Annotated in this window: 21 protein-coding genes and 1 pseudogene; 1 reads left to right on the top strand and 21 read right to left on the bottom strand. The window is 68.4% G+C overall.

The features are described from left to right. Positions 1-17: 17 nt before the first annotated feature. The 18 genes and pseudogenes from EAS64_RS15490 to EAS64_RS15405 form a co-directional block, all read right to left on the bottom strand. The gene (locus tag EAS64_RS15490; protein ID WP_145853725.1) at positions 18-1,598 is read right to left on the bottom strand and encodes an NADH-quinone oxidoreductase subunit M; all 1,581 of its coding nucleotides are present in this window, start codon (positions 1,596-1,598) and stop codon (positions 18-20) included. Further along, entirely contained in the window at positions 1,598-3,556 is a 1,959-nt protein-coding gene (gene nuoL / locus EAS64_RS15485; protein ID WP_145853724.1) for an NADH-quinone oxidoreductase subunit L, read from the bottom strand. Before nuoL ends, EAS64_RS15490 begins: the two co-directional genes overlap by 1 nt. A 14-nt stretch (positions 3,557-3,570) precedes the next feature. Beyond that, positions 3,571-3,870 carry an NADH-quinone oxidoreductase subunit NuoK gene (gene nuoK, locus EAS64_RS15480; protein WP_145853723.1) on the bottom strand — a complete coding sequence of 100 codons (300 nt, stop codon included), beginning with the start codon at positions 3,868-3,870 and terminating at the stop codon, positions 3,571-3,573. Then, positions 3,867-4,706 carry an NADH-quinone oxidoreductase subunit J gene (locus tag EAS64_RS15475; RefSeq protein WP_145853722.1) on the bottom strand — a complete coding sequence of 280 codons (840 nt, stop codon included), beginning with the start codon at positions 4,704-4,706 and terminating at the stop codon, positions 3,867-3,869. Before EAS64_RS15475 ends, nuoK begins: the two co-directional genes overlap by 4 nt. Before the next feature lie 164 nt (positions 4,707-4,870). Next, positions 4,871-5,314, bottom strand: a pseudogene (gene nuoI, locus EAS64_RS15470) (NADH-quinone oxidoreductase subunit NuoI); the annotation flags it as partial. A gap of 43 nt (positions 5,315-5,357) precedes the next feature. Then, a complete protein-coding gene (gene nuoH, locus EAS64_RS15465; RefSeq protein WP_145853720.1) occupies positions 5,358-6,740 on the bottom strand; it encodes an NADH-quinone oxidoreductase subunit NuoH in 1,383 nt (460 codons plus the stop codon). Beyond that, positions 6,737-9,205: an NADH-quinone oxidoreductase subunit G gene (locus EAS64_RS15460; protein WP_145853719.1), complete on the bottom strand. Its 2,469-nt coding sequence runs from the start codon at positions 9,203-9,205 to the stop codon at positions 6,737-6,739. The genes nuoH and EAS64_RS15460 overlap by 4 nt, the downstream gene beginning before the upstream one ends. A gap of 4 nt (positions 9,206-9,209) precedes the next feature. Further along, the gene (gene nuoF, locus EAS64_RS15455; protein WP_145853718.1) at positions 9,210-10,508 is read right to left on the bottom strand and encodes an NADH-quinone oxidoreductase subunit NuoF; all 1,299 of its coding nucleotides are present in this window, start codon (positions 10,506-10,508) and stop codon (positions 9,210-9,212) included. Then, positions 10,505-11,218: an NADH-quinone oxidoreductase subunit NuoE gene (gene nuoE, locus EAS64_RS15450; protein WP_145853717.1), complete on the bottom strand. Its 714-nt coding sequence runs from the start codon at positions 11,216-11,218 to the stop codon at positions 10,505-10,507. Before nuoE ends, nuoF begins: the two co-directional genes overlap by 4 nt. Next, a complete protein-coding gene (locus EAS64_RS15445) occupies positions 11,218-12,582 on the bottom strand; it encodes an NADH-quinone oxidoreductase subunit D (RefSeq protein ID WP_145853716.1) in 1,365 nt (454 codons plus the stop codon). The genes nuoE and EAS64_RS15445 overlap by 1 nt, the downstream gene beginning before the upstream one ends. Further along, positions 12,582-13,298, bottom strand: a complete 717-nt coding sequence (locus tag EAS64_RS15440) for an NADH-quinone oxidoreductase subunit C (RefSeq protein ID WP_145853715.1) — start codon at positions 13,296-13,298, stop codon at positions 12,582-12,584. Before EAS64_RS15440 ends, EAS64_RS15445 begins: the two co-directional genes overlap by 1 nt. Then, positions 13,295-13,864 (bottom strand): NuoB/complex I 20 kDa subunit family protein, encoded by a 570-nt coding sequence (locus tag EAS64_RS15435; RefSeq protein ID WP_145853714.1) that lies wholly within the window; start codon positions 13,862-13,864, stop codon positions 13,295-13,297. The genes EAS64_RS15440 and EAS64_RS15435 overlap by 4 nt, the downstream gene beginning before the upstream one ends. A gap of 3 nt (positions 13,865-13,867) precedes the next feature. Beyond that, on the bottom strand, positions 13,868-14,227 hold the full coding sequence (locus tag EAS64_RS15430) for an NADH-quinone oxidoreductase subunit A (protein ID WP_145853713.1): 360 nt from the start codon (positions 14,225-14,227) through the stop codon (positions 13,868-13,870). A gap of 45 nt (positions 14,228-14,272) precedes the next feature. Further along, positions 14,273-15,637: a geranylgeranyl reductase family protein gene (locus EAS64_RS15425; RefSeq protein WP_222849339.1), complete on the bottom strand. Its 1,365-nt coding sequence runs from the start codon at positions 15,635-15,637 to the stop codon at positions 14,273-14,275. A gap of 147 nt (positions 15,638-15,784) precedes the next feature. Next, entirely contained in the window at positions 15,785-16,510 is a 726-nt protein-coding gene (locus EAS64_RS15420; RefSeq protein WP_145853712.1) for a demethylmenaquinone methyltransferase, read from the bottom strand. Positions 16,511-16,721: 211 nt separating this feature from the next. Next, on the bottom strand, positions 16,722-17,993 hold the full coding sequence (locus tag EAS64_RS15415) for a sulfate adenylyltransferase subunit 1 (protein WP_145853711.1): 1,272 nt from the start codon (positions 17,991-17,993) through the stop codon (positions 16,722-16,724). 5 nt (positions 17,994-17,998) lie between these two features. Then, positions 17,999-18,910 carry a sulfate adenylyltransferase subunit CysD gene (gene cysD / locus EAS64_RS15410; RefSeq protein WP_145853710.1) on the bottom strand — a complete coding sequence of 304 codons (912 nt, stop codon included), beginning with the start codon at positions 18,908-18,910 and terminating at the stop codon, positions 17,999-18,001. Beyond that, positions 18,900-19,676 carry a 3'(2'),5'-bisphosphate nucleotidase CysQ gene (locus tag EAS64_RS15405; RefSeq protein ID WP_145854773.1) on the bottom strand — a complete coding sequence of 259 codons (777 nt, stop codon included), beginning with the start codon at positions 19,674-19,676 and terminating at the stop codon, positions 18,900-18,902. The genes cysD and EAS64_RS15405 overlap by 11 nt, the downstream gene beginning before the upstream one ends. A gap of 184 nt (positions 19,677-19,860) precedes the next feature. Here EAS64_RS15405 and EAS64_RS15400 point away from each other — a divergent pair, with 184 nt between their 5' ends. Beyond that, positions 19,861-20,097, top strand: a complete 237-nt coding sequence (locus EAS64_RS15400) for a hypothetical protein (protein WP_145853709.1) — start codon at positions 19,861-19,863, stop codon at positions 20,095-20,097. Between the two features lie 169 nt (positions 20,098-20,266). Here the strand turns inward: EAS64_RS15400 and pth are convergent, their stop codons facing one another. The 3 genes from pth to EAS64_RS43590 form a co-directional block, all read right to left on the bottom strand. Then, complete coding sequence (gene pth / locus EAS64_RS15395) at positions 20,267-20,848, bottom strand: aminoacyl-tRNA hydrolase (protein ID WP_145853708.1); 582 nt, start codon at positions 20,846-20,848, stop codon at positions 20,267-20,269. A 65-nt stretch (positions 20,849-20,913) separates the two neighbouring features. After that, positions 20,914-21,555, bottom strand: coding sequence for a 50S ribosomal protein L25/general stress protein Ctc (locus tag EAS64_RS15390; RefSeq protein WP_145853707.1), 642 nt, complete (start codon positions 21,553-21,555; stop codon positions 20,914-20,916). Positions 21,556-21,725: 170 nt separating this feature from the next. After that, positions 21,726-21,983, bottom strand: a complete 258-nt coding sequence (locus EAS64_RS43590) for a hypothetical protein (RefSeq protein ID WP_187365947.1) — start codon at positions 21,981-21,983, stop codon at positions 21,726-21,728. Positions 21,984-22,038: the final 55 nt, after the last annotated feature.

Below are 22,038 nucleotides of genomic sequence, written 5' to 3'. Positions count from 1 at the left end.
TGCGACAGCGGCGAGGCTCACGGCTGGGCTCCATTCTGGGCGGCTGCCGGATGGGCGGGCACCGGATCAACGGAGCCCACCTGGGACATTGTGGCCTTGACAGCCGGGTTGATCACATCGAGCACGGGCTTGGGGTACACGCCCATCGCGATGATCAGTGCCACGAGCGGCACCACCGCGAGCAGTTCCCTGACCCTCAGGTCCGGCATGGCGGCGACTGACTCGGCCGTCGGCCCGTTCATCGTCCGCTGGTACATCCACAGGATGTAGATCGCGGCGAGCACGATGCCCGCCACGGCGAACGAGCCGGCCACCTTGTACCTGGAGAACGTGCCGACGAGCACGAGGAACTCAGAGACGAAGGTGGACAGGCCGGGCAGCGACAGGCCTGCCAGACCGGACACGAGGAACAGCCCGGCCAGCAGCGGCGCGACCTTCTGCACGCCGCCGTAGTCGGCGATGCGGTCCGAGCCGCGCCGGACGATGAGGAACCCGGCGAGCAGGAACAGCGCCCCGGTGGCGAACCCGTGGTTGACCATGTAGAGCGTGGCGCCTGACTGGCCCTGGGAGGTCAGCGCGAAGATGCCGAGCACGATGAAGCCGAAGTGGGAGATCGAGGTGTACCCGATCAGCCGCTTCATCGAGGTCTGCCCGATCGCCACGATCGCGCCGTAGATGATCGAGATCACCGCCAGCACCAGGATCAGCGGGGTGAAGTAGTGGAAGCCGTCGGGGAACAGCTCAAGGCAGTACCTGATCATGCCGAAGGTGCCGACCTTGTCCATCACGCCGAGCATCAGCACCGCGGCGCCCGGCTGCGCGGACGAGGCGGCGTCGGGCAGCCAAGTGTGGAACGGCCATAGCGGCGCCTTGATCGCGAACGCCACGAAGAAGCCGAGGAACAGCCACTTCTGCACCGTGGGAGACAGCGCGAGGTGCACCAGCGAGTAGAACATGAACGTGCCGTGGTGCCCGGTGGATGCCGACTCGCTCGAGTACACGTAGAGGGCGATCACCGCGACCAGCATCAGCAGGCCGCCGAGCAGGCTGTACAGCAGGAACTTGACCGCCGCGTACTGCCGCGGCCCGACGCCGAACGACCCGATCATGAAGTACATCGGGACCAGCATGGCCTCGAAGAACACGTAGAACAGGAAGACGTCGGTGGCCGCGAAGACCCCGATCATCATCGTGTCGAGCGCGAGCATCAGCGCGAAGTACGTCTTGGGCGAGCGCTGGACGCCCGTGCCGTCCGCGTCGTGCCAGGAGGCCAGGAAGACCGCCGGCATCAGCACCGCGGTCATGCCGATGAGCACGAGCGCGATCCCGTCCACGCCGAGCGCATAGTGCACGCCGAACTGCGGGATCCAGGAGTACTGCTCGGTCAGCTGGTACGTCGGTCCCGAGGTGTTGAACTGGGCAGCCATCACGATCACCCAGATCAGGTCGGCCACGGCGAACGCGAGCGCGGTCACCTTGGCGAGCCGCACCGGCAGCAGCGCCACCACGATCGCGCCGACCAGCGGAATCGCGCCCGCAACGGTCAGCCAGGGCGTCCCGCTGTTCGCCGCTGCCACCGTTATCGCAGCAGTGTTCATTAGAGCCTCACCACCAGTAGGCCGGCTACCAGCAGCACGGCGCCGATGAGCATGGACAGCGCGTAAGAGCGCACGAAGCCGTTCTGCAGCCGCCGCAACCGTCCCGACGTCCCGCCGATGGTCGCCGCGAGCCCGTTCACCAGGCCGTCCACGCCGCGGCTGTCGAAGTACACCGACAGCCGGGTGAGCCACTGGCCGGGGCGCATGAGCACCGACTCGTTGAGGGCGTCGCCGTACAGGTCGGCGCGCGCGGCGTGGGTGAGCACCGAGCCGCGCGGCGCGACCGCGGGCACCGGCACCCGCCCGTACATCGCCCAGGCGATCCCGACGCCGATCAGGGCGAGGACGAGGGCGATGATGCCCGGCACCGTCCAGATGCCATGCGATGTCGGCGGAACCCCGACCACCGGCGCCAGGAAGTCGACAAGCCGTGAGTTGATGATCAGGAACCCGCCGGCCGCGACGGAGCCGATCGCGAGCAGGATCATCGGCACGGTCATCACGAGCGGGGACTCGTGCGGGTGCGGTACGTGCGGCTCCTTGTAGGCGGGGGACGCGCCCGCGCCGCCGAGCACGCCGTTCTCTTCCCAGCGCTTCGGGCCGAAATAGGTCATCAGCATGACACGCGACATGTAGAACGCCGTGATGCCGGCGCCGATGATGGCGCAGGCCGCCAGGATCCATCCGGAGGTGCCGCCCTTCTCCCAGGCGGCGTCGATGATGCTGTCCTTGGTGAAGAACCCGGAGAACGGCGGAATCCCGATGATGGCCAGGTAGCCAAGGCCGAATGTCACGTAGGTGATCGGCAGGAGCTTGCGCAGCCCGCCGTACCGGCGCATGTCGACCTCGTCGTCCATGCCGTGCATCACCGAGCCGGCGCCGAGGAACAGTCCGGCCTTGAAGAAGCCGTGGGCGAGCAGGTGCGCGATGGCGAACGCGTACCCGGCCGGGCCGAGGCCAGCGGCGAGCGTCATGTAGCCGATCTGCGACATCGTGGACCCGGCGAGCGCCTTCTTGATGTCGTCCTTCGCGCAACCGATGATCGCGCCGAACAGCAGCGTCACCGCGCCGACGACGGTGACCGCGAGCTGCGCGGTCGGCCCGGCGTTGAAGATCGGGTTGGAACGCACGATGAGGTAGACGCCAGCCGTGACCATCGTCGCCGCATGGATAAGGGCCGACACAGGCGTCGGGCCCTCCATCGCGTCGAGCAGCCAGGACTGCAGCGGCACCTGCGCGGACTTGCCGCAGGCGCCGAGCAGCAGCAGCAGCCCGAGAGCCGAGGCGACTCCGCTGCCACCGAAGTGGCCCGAGGAGAACGCGGAGAACACCCCGGTGAAACTGACCGAGCCGAACTCCGCGAACATCAGCATGATCGCCAGCGACAGGCCGACGTCACCGACCCGGTTCACGATGAACGCCTTCTTGGCCGCCACCGCCGCCGTCGGCTTGAACTGCCAGAACCCGATGAGCAGGTAGGAGGCGAGACCAACGCCCTCCCAGCCCGCGTACAGGGCCACGTAGTTGTCCGACAGGACAAGCAGCAGCATGGCCGCGATGAACAGGTTCAGGTAGCCGAAAAACCGGCGCCTGTCGGTGTCGTGCGCCATGTAGCCGACCGCGTAGATGAGGATCAGCGAGCCGACCCCGGTGATCAGCAGCACGAAGCAGGCGGACAGCGGGTCGATCAGGATCCCGATGTTCGCCTGGAACCCGGCGACCGGGATCCAGGAGTACATGTGCAGGTCGCGGCTGCGGTCCGGCGCCGCGTAGCCAAGCAGCGTGAAGAATGCGATCACGCCGTAGACAAAGGACGCGAGGGACATCAAAACGCCGAGCAGGTGCCCCCACTTGTCGGTGCGCCGGCCGCCGATCAGCAGGACCGCCGCGCCGAAGACCGGGAAGGCGAGCAGCAGCCACGAGTAGCGGAGCACGCCGGTAGCGGCGAGCGTCGTCATCGCGAGTTATCCCCTCAGTTCTTGAGCAGGTTCGCGTCGTCAACCGACGCGGACCTGCGGGCCCGGTAGATGGCCATCAGGATGGCGAGCCCGACGACGACCTCGGCGGCGGCGACGACCATCACGAAGAAGGCGACCACCTGACCGTCCAGGTTTCCGTGCAGCCGGGCGAACGAGACGAACGCCAGGTTGCACGCGTTCAGCATGAGTTCGATGCTCATGAACACCAGGATCGCGTTGCGCCTAATCAGCACGCCGACGGAGCCGATGACGAACAGGATGACCGCAAGGAACACATAGGCCGCTGGGCTCACTGGTCTTCCCTCCCGCGGGCGGCTGCCTCGATCTGCCGCTCCTTTTCGACGCGCTCGCCCGCGGCGATGTCGGAGGCCACGTCCCCCTCGGGGTCGCGACCGAGCTGCAGGTCGCGCTGGACCACGGCACTCGATACGGAACGGGTTGTGGTGGTACCGTCCGGCAGCATGGCCGGCATGTCGACGGCGTTGTGCAGCGCGTAGACACCGGGCGGCGGCTCGGGTGCGACCTGGCCGCTGGCGATCTTGCGGCGGGCCACCTCCCGCTGGGTCGGCTTGGGCGACGTCCGCTCCCGGTGCGCCAGGACCATCGCCCCCAGGGCGGCGGTGATCAGCAGGGCGCTGGTGACTTCAAACGGGAACACGTACGTGGTGAAGATCAGCTTCGCCAGCCCGGTGAGGTTGTCATTGCCGAAGGCGCTTGTCTTCGGCGCCGCGTTCGCGATCGCCGCGTGACCGATGCCGACCGTGAGCAGCACCGCGAAGGCGATGCCGGCCAGGCCCGCCCACAGCCGCTGGCCCCTGATGGTCTCCACCAGCGATTCCGCCGAGGTGAGGCCGATCAGCATGACCACGAACAGGAACAGCATCAGCACCGCGCCGGTGTAGACGATCACCTGCACGAAGGCAAGGAACGGGGCGCCCTGCATCGCGTACATGACCGCGAGCGACAGCATCACGACCGCGAGGAACAGCGCGCAGTGCACGGCCTGCCGCACGATGATCATCATCAGCGCAGAGGAGACCGCCAGGACCGCGAGGATCCAGAACAGCACCTCGGCGTAGATCGGATCCAGGTTGGTCCCGCTGCCGCCTGCCGCCAGAGCGTTGATCATAGCTCCGCCTCCTGGCCGCTGTAGGTGGCCTGCTCGCCGCCGGGCTTGACCTCGTCCTGTCCCGGCACGTCCTCGTCCGTGGCGGTGGCGGGCACCGCGGGCCCGCTCGGTCCGCCTGGACCGGACATGCCGGGGGCGCGGCCGGTGGGTGACACCCCGGCGCCACCGAGCCGGTAGTAGTCCTTCTCGTCCTTGCCAAGCCGCATCGCATGCGGGGGGGCTTCCATGGTCTCGAGCAGCGGAACGAGCAGCTGTTCCTTGGTCCAGATCAGCTTTTCCCTGTCGTCGTCCGCGAGCTCGTACTCGTTGGTCATCGTGAGCGCCCGGGTGGGGCACGCCTCGATGCACAGTCCGCACAGGATGCAGCGCAGGTAGTTGATCTGGTAGACGTGCCCGTACCGCTCGCCGGGCGAGTAGCGCTCCTCGGGAGTGTTGTCCCTGCCCTCGACGTAGATCGCGTCGGCGGGGCACGCCCAGGCGCACAGCTCGCAGCCGATGCACTTCTCGAGGCCGTCGGGCCAGCGGTTGAGCTGGTGGTGGCCGTGGAACCGCGGCGCTGTCGGCCGCTTGTCCTCCGGGTACATCACGGTGTCAACCTTCTTGAACATCTCCCGGAAGGTAACCCCGAACCCCTTGACGGGGTTGAGGAAGTCAAGAACCGGCACCGGTGACCTCCTTCGTAACGCCGGTGGCGTCGCCGCGCACCAAGCCGCCCGCGGCGTCAAGCTCAAGGCCGTGATAGTGCGGCAGGTCGAGCGGCGGCACGGGGAACCTCGGCTCCACCGCCGGCCTCTCGACCTTGACCAGCTCGCCGTCCTCGTCGTAGTCCCACTCGTCCTCTTCCGCATCCGCGGCTGTGCCCTCCGGCGCGATCCGGGCGAGGTGCTTCTGGTACCCGTTGTCCCAGAACGTGATCAGCAGCACGAACAGGATGAGCACCACGCCGGCCACCGCATAGACGACCGGCGAGTGGTTGTCCTCGCGCAGCGCCCGCACGGTGGCGACAAGCAGCAGCCACACGATGGAGAACGGGATGAGGATCTTCCACCCGAGCGCCATCAGCTGGTCGTACCTGGTCCGCGGCAGCGTGCCGCGCAGCCACACGTAGCAGAACAGCAGGAAGAAGACCTTGCCGAGGAACCACAGGACGGGCCACCAGCCGCTGTTCGCGCCCGACCACAGCGAGATCGGCCACGGTGCCCGCCAGCCGCCGAGGAACAGCGTTACGGCGAGCGCCGAGACTGTCGTCATGTTGATGTACTCGGCGAGGAAGAACATGGCGAACTTCATCGAGGAGTACTCGGTCATGTGGCCGGCGACGATTTCGCCCTCTCCCTCGGGGAGGTCGAACGGGATCCGGTTGGTCTCGCCGACCATCGTCACCAGGTAGATGATGAACGACGGGGCGAGCACCCAGAAGTACCAGAAGTGCTCCTGGGCGGAGACGATCGCCGTGGTGGACAGCGACCCGGCGTCAAGGAAGACGGCGACGAACGACAGGCCCATGGCGATCTCGTAGCTGATCACCTGTGCGGTCGAGCGGAGCGCGCCGAGGATCGAGTATGGTCCGCGCGAGGCCCAGCCGGCCAGCACGATGCCGTAGACGCCGACCGAGCTCATCGCGAGCACAAGCAGCACCGCTACCGGCAGGTCCGTGACCTGAAGCGGCGTCAGGTGGTGGAAGATCGACACCACCGGGCCCACCGGGATGATCGCGAAGGCGACGAACGACGTCGAGGCGGCGATGATCGGCGCGATGAAGAACACCAGCTTGTCCACCTTGGTGGGGACGATGTCCTCCTTGAGCGGCAGCTTGAGCGCGTCGGCCACCGGCTGCAGCAGGCCCCAGGGACCGGCCCGGTTGGGGCCGGGCCGGTTCTGCATCCGGCCGATCACGCGGCGCTCGAACCAGATCATGAAGATCGTGGTAAGCAGCAGGAAGACGAAGACGACGCCGACCTTGAGCAGCACCATCCACCAGATGATCTGGTTGAAGTCGCTCAGCGTCGGATCCGCCGCGAGCACGCCGGTCATTCAGCCCTCCTCAGGGTAACCCTGCTCCCGTGGCCTGCGCCGAGGTCCGTGCGGACCGCGGAGCCGGAGCTGTTGGCGGGCAGCCACACCACGCCGTCGGCCATGTCGGTGACGGCGAGCGGGACGGTCAGCGAGCCTGCCTGAGTCGTCACGGTCACCTTGTCGCCGTCGGCCAGGCCGGCGTCCGCCGCGGTGGCGGCGGACACCCGCGCCACGACGGGACGCGCGGTGCCTGCCAGGTACGGCTCTCCGTCCTGCATCCGCCCGGCGTCGATGAGCTGGTGCCAGGTCGCCAGCCTGAGTTCGCCGGGTGCCGACGAGGCGGGCGGCGTGGCGACCACGGCCGGCGCGGCCGGGCGGGCGCCCTGCCACGCGCCGAGCGCGACGAGTTCGGCGCGTGCGGCGGCCGCGTCGGGCAGCCCCAGGTGCACGTCGAGCTCCTCGGCGATCGCGGCGAGCACGTACAGGTCGGAGCGGATGCCCGGCACGCTGAGCGACGCGGCGAACGAGCCGCCGCGGCCCTCCCAGTTCACGAACGTGCCCGACTTCTCCGCCACCGCGGCGACGGGGAACACCACGTCCGCGCGGTCGGTGACGTCGCTTGCCCGCAGTTCGAGCGAGACGATGAACGGCGTCCGCTCCAGCGCGCGCAGCGCGCCCGCCGGGTCGGGCAGGTCGGCGACGTCGACGCCTGCGACGACAAGAGCACCGAGCTCGCCGGCTTCGGCGGCCGCGAGCAGCGCCGCGGTGGAGCGGCCAGGTGTGGCGGGCAGCGAGGCCTTGTTCCAGGCAAGCGCCACCTCGGCGCGCGCCTTCGGGTCGCCGACCCAGCGGCCGATCGGCAGCAGGCCGGGCAGCGCGCCCGCCTCGACGGCGCCGCGCTCTCCGGCTCGCCTGGGAACCCAGGCCAGCCTCGCGCCGCTCGCGTCCGCTAGCCGCACCGCGGCCGCGAGCGCGCCAGGCACCTCGGCGAGCCGCTCGCCGACGAGGATCACCGCGCCGGGCCTGGCGAGCAGATCCGCCGCGGCCTCGATGTCGGGGTCGGTCCCACCGCCCGCGGCGAGCGCGGTCAGCGCGGCAGGCTCGGCGCCAGGCACGGTCGGCAGCAGCGTGCCGAAGACCTTCTCCAGGCCGGGCGAGGCGAGCGCCGCGACGGAGAAGACCCTGAGCCCGGTCTTGCGCGCCGCCTTGCGCAGTCGCAGGAACACGATCGGGGACTCGTCTTCCGGCTCGAAGCCGGCCAGCAGCACCGCGGGCGCCACCTCAAGGTCGGCGTAGCTGACCTCGATGCCGCGCCCGGCCACCCGGGCGGCGAGGAATTGCTCCTCCTCCGCCGAGTGCGCCCGTGCCCGCATGTCGATGTCGTTGGTGTTCAGCGCGAGCCTGGTGAACTTCGCGTAGGCGTAGGCGTCCTCGAGTGTCAGCCGGCCGCCGGCCAGCACGCCGACCCCGGCCGGGCTGCTTCCTCCCGGCCCGCCCGCCCCCGCCGCATCCCTAGCGTCCCGCGCCGCCGCCAGGCCGCGCGCCGCCGCCGCGTACGCGGTGGCCCAGGAGGCAGGCCGCAGCACGCCCTCGGCGTCGCGGACGAGCGGAGTGGTCAGCCGGTCGGGCTGAGTCGCGTAGTTGAACGCCCAGCGGCCCTTGTCGCAGTTCCACTCCTCGTTGACCAGCGGCTCATCGCCCGACAGGCGGCGCATCACCTTGCCGCGCCGGTGGTCGGTGCGCAGGTGGCACCCGGAGGCGCAGTGCTCGCAGATGCTCGGCGTGGACACCAGGTCAAACGGGCGGGACTTGAACCGGTAGGCCGCGCCGGTGAGCGCGCCGACCGGGCAGACCTGCACCGTGTTGCCGGAGAAGTAGGAGTTGAACGGCTTGCCGTTGGCGGTGCCGATGTACTGCCGCGGACCGCGCTCAAGGAACTCGATGAAGTCGTCGCCCGCGATCTCCTCCGAGGTCCGCACGCAGCGGGTGCAGGAGATGCACCGCTCGCGGTCGAGCAGCACCTCGGTCGAGATCGCGACCGGCTTGTCGAACTCGCGCTTGGGCTCGCGGAAGCGGGACTCGCCCCGGCCGTTCGACATCGCCTGGTTCTGCAGCGGGCACTCGCCGCCCTTGTCGCACATCGGGCAGTCGAGCGGGTGGTTGATCAGCAGCAGCTCCATCACGCCCTGCTGCGCCTTGTCGGCCACCGGCGAGGTGAACTGCGTCTTGACCACCATGCCGTCCGTGCAGACCGTGGTGCAGGAGGCGAGCGGCTTGCGCTGCCCCTCGATGTCCACCAGGCACTGACGGCAGGCGCCGATCGGGTCGAGCAGCGGGTGGTCGCAGAACCTTGGGATGCTGATCCCGATCTCCTCCGCCGCCCGGATCACCAGGGTGCCCTTAGGCACCGAGACCTGGTAGCCGTCGATGGTGACGTTCACCGTGTCGACCTTCGGCCGGCTAGTGGTTGGCTCTACTGTCATTCCCTCACACCGCCCACGCGGTCGAAGCGGCCGGATCGAACGGGCAGCCGCCATTCTTGGAGTGCAGGATGATCTCGTCGCGGAAGTACTTGATGGCGGAGCTGATCGGCACCGGCGCGGCGTCGCCGAGGGCGCAGAACGCGCGGCCCACGATGTTGTCGCCGACGTCGAGGATCGTCTCCAGGTCTTCGTCAGTACCCTCGCCCTGCTCGAGCCGCTCCACGGCGCGCACCAGCCAGTAGGTGCCCTCACGGCACGGCGTGCACTTGCCGCACGACTCGTGCTGGTAGAACTCCGTCCAGCGCAGCGCCGCGCGCAGCACGCAGGTCGTGTCGTCGAAGAGCTGCAGCGCCCGGGTGCCGAGCATCGACCCGGCGGCGCCCACCCCCTCGAAGTCAAGCGGGATGTCCAGGTGCTCGTGGGTGAGCAGCGGGGTGGACGAGCCGCCAGGCGTCCAGAACTTCAGCGGGTGGCCCGGCCGGAGCATGCCGCCTGCCAGATCGATCAGCTCGCGCAGCGTGATGCCGAGCGGCGCCTCGTACTGTCCGGGGTTCTTCACGTGCCCAGACAGCGAGAAGATGCCGTAGCCCTTGGACTTCTCGGTGCCGAGGCCGGAGAACCAGTCGGACCCCTTGTCGATGATCGACGGCACGCTCGAGATCGACTCGACGTTGTTGATCACCGTCGGGCTCGCGTAGAGGCCTTCGACGGCGGGGAACGGCGGCCGGTTCCGCGGCAGGCCGCGATAGCCCTCGAGCGAGGTCAGCAGCGCCGTCTCCTCGCCGCAGATGTAGGCGCCCGCGCCCGCGTGCACCACCACGTCGAGCTTGAAGCCGGTGCCGAGGATGTCCTCGCCGAGGTAACCCGCCTCGTACGCCTGGGCGACCGCGAGCTGCAGCCGCCTGATCACGTGCAGCACCTCGCCGCGCACGTAGATGAACGCGTGGCTAGCCCTGATGGCGTAGCAGGTGATGATGATGCCCTCGATGAGCACGTGCGGGTTGGCCATCATCAGCGGGATGTCCTTGCACGTGCCCGGCTCGGACTCGTCGGCGTTGACCGTCAGGTAGTGCGGCTTGCCGTCGTTCTGCGGGATGAAGGACCACTTCATGCCGGTCGGGAAGCCGGCGCCGCCGCGCCCGCGGAGCACCGCGCTCTTCACCGTGGCGATCACGTCGTCCGGGTCCATCGCCAGCGCCTTGGGCAGCGCCTTGTACCCGCCGTCGCGGCTGTAGCCGTCGAGCGTGAAGGAGTCCGGCTGGTCCCAGTTGGCGGTAAGGACCGGGGTGAGGGTGTCCGTCATGACGGGTTAGGAGCCTTCCATCCGCGTTCCTTGGCCAGCTTGAGCCCGACCAGGCTGGCCGGCCCCGCCGAGGGACCCTCGGCCGCGTGGCCGTCACCGAATCCGGCGAGGATCCGGTTGGCCTGCTTCCAGGTGCACAGCTTGTTCGGGCCGCGGGTCGGCGTCACGTCCTGGCCCGCCTGGAGGTCGTCGACCAGCTTCTTCGCCGACTGCGGCGTCTGGTTGTCGAAGAACTCCCAGTTGACCATGACCACGGGGGCGTAGTCGCAGGCCGCGTTGCACTCCAGGCGCTCCAGGGCGACCTTGCCGTCCGGGGACTTGATGTCGCCGTGGTCGTGGGTGCCGCCGAGCGCGTCGCCGTGCTCCGCGTCCTCGTGCCCTGCGTTGCCGGCGATGTGCCCGGCGAGCTCGGCATAGATCTGGTCGCCGCCCATGATCGCGCAGGTGGTGTTGATGCACACCCCGACCTGGTACTCGGCGGCAGGCTCGTGCTTGTACATGGTGTAGAAGGTCGCCACGCCGCGCACCTCGGTCTGCGTGATGCCGAGCACCTCGGCGCAGAACGCCATGCCTTCGTCGGAGACGTACCCCTCTTCCGCCTGCACCAGGTACAGCAGCGGCAGCAGCGCGGAACGGGCCCGCGGGTACCTTCCGGTGATCTCCGCGGCGTCCGCCTTCAGCCGGGTCAGCGTTTCCTCACTGAACGGCATTACCGGTCAACGCCTCCAATCACCGGGTCAATCGACGCGATCGCCGGGATCACGTCCGCGAGGTTGCCGCCTTCGCACAGCACGGAGACGGCCTGCAAGTGGTGGAACGAGGGGTCGCGCAGGTGCGCGCGGTACGGCCTGGTGCCGCCGTCGCTCACCACGTGGCAGCCGAGCTCGCCCTTGGCCGATTCGATCGGCACGTACGCCTGGCCGGCCGGCACCCGGAACCCCTCGGTCACCAGCTTGAAGTGGTGGATGAGTGCCTCCATGGACTGGCCCATGATGTGCGCTATGTGCTCGGGCGACGGGCCGAGGCCGTCCGGGCCGAGGGACAGCCGGGCCGGCCAGCCGATCTTCTTGTCCTGGATGAGATACGGGTCGTTCGGGACGCCCGCCCGGTCTGCGAGACGGTCGAGAACCTGCTCGATGATCCGGAGTGACTCGTCGATCTCTGCCATCCGGACCTGGTAGCGACCGTAAGTGTCACACGTGTCCTGGGTCGGGACGTCGAACTCGTAGGTCTCGTAACCCAGGTACGGCTGGGACTTGCGCAGGTCCCAGGGCAGTCCGGTCGCGCGAAGCATCGGCCCGGTAACGCCGAGGGCCATACAGCCCTCCAGGTCCAGGTAGGCGATGCCCTGCGTCCGCGCCTTGAATACCGGGTTGGCGTCGATCAGCTTGCGCAGGTCGTGCACCCAGGCCGGAGCCTTGCGCAGGAAGTCGCGGATCGCCTCGATGCCGCCGGCCGGCAGGTCCTGCGCCACGCCGCCTGGCCGGATGAACGCGTGGTTCATCCGCAGCCCGGTGATCAGCTCAAGCAGGTCGAGGACGTTCTCCCGCATTCGGACGCCCTGCAGGAAGATCGTGGTCGCGCCAAGCTCAAGGCCGAACGGGCCGATGCCGCCCAGGTGCGAGCCGATCCTGTTCAGCTCGAGCATGAGCACCCGGATGAGCGTGGCGCGCTCGGGCAGCTTGTCCTCGATGCCTAGCAGGCGCTCGACCGCCATGCAGTACGCCGCCTCGTTGAACAGCGGCATCAGGTAGTCGGCGCGCGTGACGAACGTGGTGCCCTGCGTCCACGTCCGGTATTCCATGTTCTTCTCGATACCGGTGTGCAGGTAGCCGATCGACGCGCGGGCGTCGGTGACCGTCTCGCCCTCCAGGGTCAGCACCAGCCGGAGAACACCGTGCGTGGACGGGTGCTGCGGGCCCATGTTGACAACGATCTGCTCGTTCGGTCCGCGCTCATCGTCGCCGGCGACCAGCTCGTCCCAGTCGCCGCCAGCCACGTTGTAGACGCGGCCCTCGGTGGCATCCGCCTCGGCGTCGCTCGCACCAGGGGTCGCGTGCGTAGTCTCGCTCATTACGAGTACGCCCTTCTTTCATCCGGCGGCGGCACCTTGGTGCCGCGGTACTCGACGGCAATGCCGCCCAGCGGGTAATCCTTGCGCTGCGGGTGACCCCGCCAGTCGTCGGGCATCTCGATCCTGGTCAGCGCCGGGTGCCCGTCGAAGACGATCCCGAAGAAGTCCCAGGTCTCCCGCTCGTGCCAGTTGGCCGCCGGGTACACCGGGGTCACCGACGGGATGTGCGGGTCGGCGTCAGGGGCGGACACCTCGAGCCGCAGCCGCCTGTTGTGGGTGATCGACAGCAGGTGGTAGACGGCGCGCAGTTCGCGCCCCGGCTCGTCCAGGTAGTGCACGCCTGAGACGCCTGAGAAGATCTCGAAACGCAGCGCCGGGTCGTGCAGCAGCTTGTCCGCGACCACGAGCAGGTGCTCGCGGCGTACATAGAAGGTCAGCTCGCCGCGGTCCACCACGACCCGCTCAACGGCCTCGGCGAAGCCGCTGCCATCGGCCGTGAGCGCGGCGCCGAGCGCCTGCGCCACCGCGTCGAAGTAGCCGCCGTAGGGGGGCTCGGAGACGAGGAGCGGCTGCCGGTGCACCTGGAGCTGGCCGTACCCGGAGGTGTCCGGGGTGCCGTGCACGCCGAACATGCCGGTGCGGACTACCGGCCGTTCGCCGTCCTCATCGCCCTGCCGGGCCGGCAGCCCAGACTCGTCCCCGCCAGGGGTCGTCACAGCTCACTCCCCAAGTCATTGATCCCCGCGCTGACCCGCAGCGGGCTCAGGTTGAGCCGCGCTTCCTCGAGCTCGGTGATCTCCTTGTCCCTATCCGGGCCGAGCTTCATGTTCAGGATCTTGTCGTGCAGCTTGAAGATCGCGTCCATCAGCATCTCCGGCCGCGGTGGGCAACCGGGCAGGTAGATGTCCACCGGCACGATGTGGTCCACGCCCTGCACGATCGCGTAGTTGTTGAACATGCCGCCGCTCGAGGCGCAGACACCCATCGAGATGACCCACTTGGGCTCGGGCATCTGGTCGTAGATCTGCCGGAGGACCGGGGCCATCTTCTGGCTCACCCGCCCGGCGACGATCATCAGGTCGGCCTCACGCGGGGTCGAACCGGTCTTCTCCATGCCGAACCGGGCCAGGTCATGCCGCGGGCCGCCGGTCATCATCAGCTCGATCGCGCAGCAGGCGAGGCCGAAGGTGGCCGGCCACACCGAGCGGGCCCGGGCCCATCCGGCGATCTTCTCCACCGAGGTGAGCAGGACGCCGCTCGGCAGCTTCTCTTCGATGCCCATCTGCTAATCCCATTCCAGGCCGCCGCGCCGCCAGACGTAGGCGTACGCGACGAGCACAGTGATCACGAAGGCGACCATCTCGACAAGGCCGAACGCGCCGAGCTTGCCGAAGGTCACCGCCCAGGGGTAAAGGAAGACGATCTCGATGTCGAAGACGATGAACAGCATCGCGGTCAGGTAGTACTTGACCGGGATCTTGCCACCGCCAAGCGGGACCGGGGTGGGCTCGATGCCGCACTCGTACGCGTCGAGCTTCGCCTTGTTCCAGCGCTTCGGGCCCATCAAGGTCCCCGCTACGACTGAGAACGTGGCGAATCCGGCGGCGAGAACCATGAGCACCAAGATCGGTATATACAGCTTCACCGTGTAATCGCCCCCTTCCTGTGGTCATTCATCCTAGGCATCGGGTCACCTGGAGGCCGGTGCGAGTCGGGTCATGGCGCTGATGATGCGGTCGCTCGCGTCGCCGTCCATCGGGTCGGACAGGTTGGCGAGCAGCTTGAGCGCGAACTTCATCAGCTGGGGGTGGTGCATGCCGCGCGCGGTGGCGTAGCGCATCAGCTTCGGACGGCCGATCAGCTGCACGAAGATCCTGCCGAGCGTGTAGTACCGTCCGTACGCGTCCTGAAGAATCTCGGGGTAGCCGCGAAGCACCCGCTCGGTCTCGGCGGCCGTCGGCCGGGCGAGGGCCTGGGCGACCACGCGGGCCAGGATCTCGCCCGACTCCATCGCGTAGGCGATGCCCTCGCCGTTGAACGGGTTCACCATGCCTGCCGCGTCGCCCGCGAGCAGCAGGCCGCGGTGGTAGTGCGGGGTCCTGTTGAAGCCCATCGGGAGTGCCGCGCCCCTGACGGGCTCGGTGCGGTTCTCCTCGGTGTAGCCCCACTCGTCAGGCATGGACCGTAGCCAGCGGCGCAGGAGTGCCTTGTAATCGGTGTTGCCGAACGCCGTCGACGTGTTCAGCATGCCGAGCCCCACGTTGGAGGTGCCGTCGCCCATGCCGAAGATCCAGCCGTAGCCGGGCAGCAGCCGGTCGCCATCCCACAGGTCGAGCCAGGATTCCAGGTAGTCGTCCTTGTGCCGCGGCGAGGTGTAGTAGGTGCGCACCGCGACGCCCATCGGCCGGTCGTCCCGCTTGCGCAGGCCCATCGCGATCGACAGCCGCGACGAGTTACCGTCTGCCGCCACGACTACGCGCGCGCGCAACGTCCTCCCGCCGGGGGTCGTCCCACCGGGCGGCGGACTGGCACCACGCAACCGTTCCGCGTTATCCGTTGACCTTGGCTTTTCCTCGGCTTCAGCCTGCGTCTGCACGCCAACGATGCGGCCGTCGTCATCGAGCACCGGGCCGGTGACCGTGGTCCCCTCGAGAAGCTTGACGCCGGCGGCCTGAGCGCGGCGGGCGAGCTGCTCGTCAAGTGAGGCCCGGGTGCGCACCAGGCCGTAGCCCGGGTAGCTGCTCAGCTCCGGCCAGTCCAGCTCGAGGCGCATGCCGCCGCCGATGACGCGCAGACCCTTGTTGCGCAGCCAGCCCGCTTCCTCGCTGACGTCGACGCCCATCGCGACCAGGGCCTTGACCGCGCGCGGGGTGAGGCCATCGCCGCACACCTTGTCCCGCGGGAACCTGGACTTCTCGATCAGCAGCACGTCCAGGCCTGCCTGCGCAAGGTAGTACGCGGCGGCGGAACCCGAAGGACCGGCGCCGACCACAATCACGTCGGCGTCGTCGTCCCGCTGGCCTGGATCCCGATGGGCTGGCACGTGCTCTGTCACTTGGCGCAATCCTGGGTTTCTTGTGAACAGCTTCACAAATTCTTTGCCGTTAGTTTAATCCTCGCCCCGAACGGGACGATTCGCCGCCCCTACCCTAGCGGGCCCTTGGTCAGAGCGTTAACAGAGGTGGACGACTTGCCGGCTTGTCTAGGGGTTGCGTGCGACGTGGACCGCCACGATGCCAAGCGTCAGGTCACGCCACCGGACCGACGACCAGCCTGCCGCGCTGATCACGTCGGCAAGCTCCCGCTGGGGGGGCCAGTCGCTGATCGACTCGGCGAGATATTCGTAGGCGGCGGGGTTACGCGCAGCGCGGCGGGCGATCGCCGGGAGGACACCGGTCAGGTAACGCCTGTAGAGCATATCGAGCGGCGCGATCTTGATCTCACTGAACTCGCACACCACCAGCCGGCCGCCCGGCCGTGTCACGCGGCGCATCTCGGCGAGCGCGTCGCGCGTTCCGTGCACGTTGCGCAGGCCGAACGAGATGGTCACGGCGTCGAAGGCGCCGTCCTTGAACGGCAGCCGCAGGGCATCGCCCGCCGCGAACGCGATCCGGCCCCTGCTCTTGGTGCCAAGCGGGTCGCTCTTCACCTGCCTCGCCTGGCCCGCCTGGAGCATGCCGAGTGAAAAGTCGCACGCCACCACGTCGGCCCCGGCCGCCGCGAAGGTCACCGACGAGGTGCCCGTCCCCGCGGCCAGGTCGAGGATCCGGTCGCCGGGGCCCGCCCGCAGGATGCGCTGGACGCGCCTGCGCCACAGCCGGACCTGACCCATCGACAGGACGTCGTTCATCAGGTCGTAGCGCCCCGCCAGGGCGTCGAACATCGCGGCCACCTCGGCCGGCTTCTTCTCAAGATCCGCGCGCGTCATGCGGCTAGCCTATGGCCGCGGCACTGAAACCCCATCCCGCCCCAGTGGGAACCACCCTGGTTAGCGGCCCAGCAACCGCAACCACTGAATACGTGCTCGGCGCCGGAGGCGCCGTCCCGGGGCTTGCCCCCGGCGAGGGGGCAATGGGGGAGGGACTCCCCCATGCTTTGGGGGGGTCACCGGGGGGGTCATCCCCCCGGGGGAAAAAGGGTCATCCCCCCGGGGGGAAACCAGTGATCATTACGGTGCCGACTGTGGTGTTGGTCGCCTCGTCGATGAGGATCATGCCGCCGGTGAGCCGGTTGCGCGAGTACGCGTCGACGAAAAGCGGCTGCGTCACCCGCATCCTGATCCGCCCGATCTCGTTGAGGCCGAGCTGGGTGGCGGACTCGTCGCGGTGCAGGGTGTTGACGTCGATCCGGTAAAGCAGCTCGCCGACGATGCCCTTGACGGTGCGCGTGGTGTGCTTGACGATCAGCCGCGACCGCGGGGTCAGCGGCCGCTCTGCGCTCATCCAGCAGACCATGCCCTCGATGTCCTGGGCCGGCTTGGGCCGGTTGTTCGGGCGGCAGATCATGTCGCCGCGCGAGATGTCCACGTCGTCCTCGAGCAGCAGGGTCACCGACATGGGCGGGAACGCCTCGGCGACCTCCTTGCCCGCGAGGTCGATCCGGCTGATCCTGGTGCTGAAACCGGACGGCAGGTGCACCACCTCGTCGCCGGGCTTGAGCACGCCGCCCGCCACCTGGCCCGCGTATCCCCGGTAGTCGTGCAGCTCGGGGTCGCTGCTCGCGTGCGGCCTGATCACGTACTGGACGGGGAAGCGCACATCGATAAGGTTCCGGTCGGACGCGATGTGCACATGCTCCAGGTGATGCAGCAGCGACGGCCCGTCGTACCAGGGCATGTTGCCAGACCGCTCGACCACGTTGTCGCCGTTGAGCGCGGAGATCGGGATGAAGGTCAGGTCCTGGATCTCGAGCTTGGTGGCGAACTTGGAGAATTCGTCGCAAATGTCATCGAAGACCTGCTGGTCGTAGCCGACGAGGTCCATCTTGTTCACCGCGAGCACCAGGTGCGGCACCCGGAGCAGCGTGGTGAGGAAGGCGTGCCGCCGCGACTGCTCGTTCAGCCCGTTGCGCGCGTCGACCAGGATGATGGCCAGGTCGGCGGTCGAGGCGCCGGTCACCATGTTCCTGGTGTACTGGATGTGCCCGGGAGTGTCGGCGATGATGAACTTGCGCCGCGGCGTGGCGAAGTAGCGGTAGGCGACGTCGATCGTGATGCCCTGCTCCCGCTCGGCCCGCAGGCCGTCGGTGAGCAGCGCCAGGTTCGTGGTCTCCTCGCCCCGCTCGCGTGACGTCCGCTCGACGGCGGCGAGCTGGTCCTCGAAAATCGCCTTGGAGTCGTAGAGCAGCCGCCCGATCAGCGTGGACTTACCGTCGTCAACCGAGCCGGCGGTGGCGAACCGCAAGATATCCATGAGTCTTAGAAATAGCCTTCCCGCTTGCGGTCTTCCATCGCTGCCTCGCTTGTCCGGTCGTCGGCGCGGGTCGCGCCGCGCTCGGTGATCCGGGTCGCGGCAACCTCATCGATCACCTGACCGACCGTCGTGGCCGTGGACAGCACCGCGCCGGTGATCGTCATGTCGCCCACCGTCCGGTACCTGACGGTGGCGGTGAAGGACTCCTCGCCCTCGGCGCGCGGCAGGTACTCGTTGACGGCCAGCAGAATGCCGTCCCGCTCGAACACCTCGCGCTCGTGCGCGTAGTAGATGCTCGGGATCTCCAGGTTCTCCCGCTCGATGTACGCCCAGACGTCGAGCTCGGTCCAGTTGGACAGCGGGAACACCCGGATGTGCTCGCCGCGCTTGATCCGCGTGTTGTAGAGGTTCCACAGCTCGGGGCGCTGGTTTTTCGGGTCCCACTGGCCGAAGTCGTCGCGGAAGGAGAACACGCGCTCCTTGGCGCGGGCCTTCTCCTCGTCCCTGCGGGCGCCGCCGAACAGGGCGTCGAAGCGGTGCTCCTCGATCGCGTCGAGCAGCGTCACGGTCTGCAGCCGGTTCCTGCTCACCCAGCGGCCGGTCTCCTCCACGGCCCGGCCCTGGTCGATGGAGTCCTGGACGCTGGCCACCACGAGCCTGACGTTAAGCTCCGCCGCCCGCTTGTCGCGGAAATCGAGTACCTCGGGGAAGTTGTGCCCGGTGTCCACGTGCATGACGGGGAACGGGATGTTCGCCGGCTTGAACGCCTTCTCCGCGAGGGCAAGCATCACGATGGAGTCCTTGCCGCCAGAGAACAGCAGCGCCGGGCGCTCGAACTCCGAGGCGACCTCACGCATGATGTGGATCGACTCGGCCTCGAGCACGTCGAGCTGGGACAGCAGGTAATCAGATCGCATGCGTAGCTTCCCTGATGGCGTTGAGCAGTACGTCGGCGTTTGCCGGCCGACAAATCAGGATATCTGGCAGCAGCGGGTTGTCCTGGTTATACCGGACTTGAGCTCCGTCGATCCGGGACACATGGAAGCCGCCGGCGCGCGCTACCGCCACCGGAGCCGCCGTGTCCCACTCGTAGAAGCCCCCCGAGTGGAGATACACGTCGTTCTCGCCCATGAGTACCGTGGCAACCTTGGCGCCAACTGAACCACAGGGCACGAGTTCGGCGCCGATCCGCGCGGCCACGTCCCTGACCAGCTGACTTGCCCGGGTCCTGCTGACCACCATGCGCAGCGGGCGGCCGGCACTTTCGTCTCCGGCGCTCGGCACCGGAGCTGCCGTGGACAGCACGCGCCCCCGGGCCGGCAGCGCCACCGCGCCCGCGATCACGTCTCCGCGGCCGCCGTCCGCGCCCCGTGACCACAGCGCCACGTGGACCGCCCAGTCGGACCTGCCCTCCTCGCCGAACTCGCGGGTGCCGTCGAGCGGATCGACGATCCACACCCGTTCGGCCGTCAGCCGGGCCTTGTCGTCAATTCCCTCCTCGGAAAGAACGGCGTCGCCCGGCCGTTCCCGGGCCAGCTCGGCCATCAGGAACTCGTGGGACTGCCGGTCACCGGCCTTCCGCAGCTCATCCGGGTCGCCGCCGTTCGCGCGCAGCGTCACTAGCAGGTGGCCCGCGCGTTCGGCCAGGTCCGCCGCGAGGGCGTGATCATCGGTGAGAGGCACGTAACAGCCAACGTCAGCGTCCCCCACGATCTTCCACACCCTTCAGATCCGGTAAGCGCGTCCCCCGCTCCGCCCCGCCGCGCCGCCCGGCCTCCCCCGATTCAACATGTACTGAGTTTGGGGGGATCAAAGCGTATTAAACCGGACAAATCTTCCCCCAAACGCGGTATACCTTGAGTTCGCGGTGGTCCTGGAGAGTTGCGCGCAGTGGCGCGGGGTCGTGCGCGCGCGCCGGGTGATCGGTTTCGCCGACGTGCGCGCCGAGTCGGCTCTTGAGTCCGTCGCCCGGGTCAGGTTCGCCCAGTTCAAGATCCCGGCACCGGCCCTGCAGGCAAACATCAGCGGGACACAGGGATTCATCGGCCGGCAGACTTCTGCTGGCACGAATACCGGACGATCGGGGAGGCGGACGGCGCGCTGAAGTAGGGGGAACGCGGCAGGGAACGCGCCCGCGCGCAACTGGCTCGGGACGAGAAATTTCGCGATGCCGGGTGGGAGACCTTCCACTTCACCTGGCACGAGATCTACCACGAACCCCAGCCGACCATGGACCGGCTGCGACGCGCGTTCGCCAGGAGGTGGCGGACGGCCTAGGCCGGGTCGGTGTGGAACTGGTTCTGTGCCTCGATGAGGCCCTTGGTGAGAAGGGCTTCCGTCGCGTCGGCGCAGCGGTCGATGGCGAAGGGCAGTTCCTTGCGCTCGGCCGCCGAGAAATCCTTCAGCACGAAGGCGGCGGCGTCCATCCGGCCCGGCGGGCGCCCGATGCCGAAGCGGACGCGGTAGTAATCGCGGGTGCCGAGCGCCGAGGTGATCGAGCGCAGGCCATTGTGGCCGTTGTCGCCGCCGCCCAGCTTGAGCCGTACCGCGCCGAAAGAGATGTCGAGCTCGTCGTGGATGACCACAACCCGTTCCGGCGGAACCTTGTAGAAGCCGAGCAGGGCGTTGACGGGACCGCCGGACAGGTTCATGTACGAATGCGGCCGGGCCAGGGTGACCGGCTGGCCCGCCAGGCGGCCCTCGACGATGTCGTTGCGGGTGCGATGCGCCTTGAATCTGGCGCCCATCCGCTCGGCAAGCAGGGCGAGGACCATGGCGCCCGCGTTGTGGCGGTTGCCCGCGTACTCCGGGCCCGGGTTGCCGAGGCCCACGATGATCCAGCGTTCGTCAGCCATGGCGGGACTCCACGCGTGCCTGCGGGGCGCGGCCATCGGACCGCGCCCCGCAGGAAACGCAGGTCTTACTCGGCCTCGGGCTCGGCCTCGGCGGCCGGGGCCTCGGCGCCCTCGCCCACTTCAGCCTCGGCAGGCGTCTCGCCAAGCTCGGCCTCGACCTCTTCCGCCGTCCGCTCGGCGAGCACGTGCAGCACGAGCGCGTCCGGGTCGGTCACCAGCGTCGCGCCAGACGGCAGTGCGATGTCCTTGGCGTAGACGGCGGTGCCGATCTCCATGCCCTCGACGTCAATGTCCACGCCATCGGGCAGGTGGGTGGCCTCGGCCTCGACCGCGATCTGCACGAGCTGCTGGTCGAGTAGGCCGCCGGAGAACACCTCGCCGCTCACCCGGACCGGGATTTCCACGGTGACCTTCTCGCCGCGGCGGACCTCAATCAGGTCCACGTGCTCGATGAAGCCGGTGATCGGGTTGCGCTGCACGGCCTTCGGCAGGGCGAGCAGGGGCTTGCCGGGAAGGCCCGCGATGCCGAAGAGCGCGTTGGGCGTCTTCAGCGCGATCATGAGATCGTGGCCCGGCAGCGTGAAGTGGCGGTTCTCCGCGCCGTGGCCGTACATGACGGCGGGCACACGACCCGCCCGGCGGGTAGCGCGGGCAGCTCCCTTGCCGAACTCGGTGCGCGGCTCGGCTTCAATACGGACCTCAGGCACGGTCTGTCACTCCTTGTTGGGTGTTCGTTGCGCCCGCAAAGTCTAGCCCATGAGCAGTGCGCGCGCGGACGGGAGCATTCCGCATCCGCTCCTTATGCGCGTGTGCGGGTCGCGATGCCGCGTACCCGCACACGCACTCGACCGGGAGGCTCAGGGCTATCTCAGCCCGCTTACTCGCTCTCGACGGACGTCTCGGGAGCGGCGATCGTCTCGGGAGCCGCGATCGTCTCGGGAGCCGCGATCGTCTCAGGTGCCGCAATCGTCTCGGGAGCCGCAATCGTCTCTGGAGCCGCGATCGTCTCAGGTGCCGCGATCGTCTCGGGAGCCGCAATCGTCTCCGGAGCCGCGATCGCCTCGGGAGCCGCGATCGCCTCGGGAGCGGCGATCGTCTCTGGAGTGGCCGGCTTCTCCGGGTTATCTTCGGTCATTTTCTTCCCGTCCTTCCAGGTAAACGCCAAGGCTTACCCACATTTCCTGCCTGCA

Origin of the sequence: Trebonia kvetii, from assembly GCF_007827045.1 — a bacterium.
GTDB classification, from domain to species: Bacteria; Actinomycetota; Actinomycetes; order Streptosporangiales; family Streptosporangiaceae; genus Trebonia; species Trebonia kvetii.
The sequence above is the reverse complement of the archived record's forward strand: the minus strand, read 5'-3'. Positions and strand labels throughout refer to the sequence as shown.

Bases quoted from the DNA above. Each gene is read 5' to 3' on its own strand.
- EAS64_RS15490 (WP_145853725.1), bottom strand. From the start codon at position 1,598: ATGAACACTGCTGCGATAACGGTGGCAGCGGCGAACAGCGGGACGCCC.
- nuoL (WP_145853724.1), bottom strand. From the start codon at position 3,556: ATGACGACGCTCGCCGCTACCGGCGTGCTCCGCTACTCGTGGCTGCTG.
- EAS64_RS15475 (WP_145853722.1), bottom strand. From the start codon at position 4,706: ATGATCAACGCTCTGGCGGCAGGCGGCAGCGGGACCAACCTGGATCCG.
- nuoH (WP_145853720.1), bottom strand. From the start codon at position 6,740: ATGACCGGCGTGCTCGCGGCGGATCCGACGCTGAGCGACTTCAACCAG.
- EAS64_RS15460 (WP_145853719.1), bottom strand. From the start codon at position 9,205: ATGACAGTAGAGCCAACCACTAGCCGGCCGAAGGTCGACACGGTGAAC.
- nuoF (WP_145853718.1), bottom strand. From the start codon at position 10,508: ATGACGGACACCCTCACCCCGGTCCTTACCGCCAACTGGGACCAGCCG.
- nuoE (WP_145853717.1), bottom strand. From the start codon at position 11,218: ATGCCGTTCAGTGAGGAAACGCTGACCCGGCTGAAGGCGGACGCCGCG.
- EAS64_RS15445 (WP_145853716.1), bottom strand. From the start codon at position 12,582: ATGAGCGAGACTACGCACGCGACCCCTGGTGCGAGCGACGCCGAGGCG.
- EAS64_RS15435 (WP_145853714.1), bottom strand. From the start codon at position 13,864: ATGGGCATCGAAGAGAAGCTGCCGAGCGGCGTCCTGCTCACCTCGGTG.
- EAS64_RS15420 (WP_145853712.1), bottom strand. From the start codon at position 16,510: ATGACGCGCGCGGATCTTGAGAAGAAGCCGGCCGAGGTGGCCGCGATG.
- EAS64_RS15415 (WP_145853711.1), bottom strand. From the start codon at position 17,993: ATGGATATCTTGCGGTTCGCCACCGCCGGCTCGGTTGACGACGGTAAG.
- cysD (WP_145853710.1), bottom strand. From the start codon at position 18,910: ATGCGATCTGATTACCTGCTGTCCCAGCTCGACGTGCTCGAGGCCGAG.
- pth (WP_145853708.1), bottom strand. From the start codon at position 20,848: ATGGCTGACGAACGCTGGATCATCGTGGGCCTCGGCAACCCGGGCCCG.
- EAS64_RS43590 (WP_187365947.1), bottom strand. From the start codon at position 21,983: ATGACCGAAGATAACCCGGAGAAGCCGGCCACTCCAGAGACGATCGCC.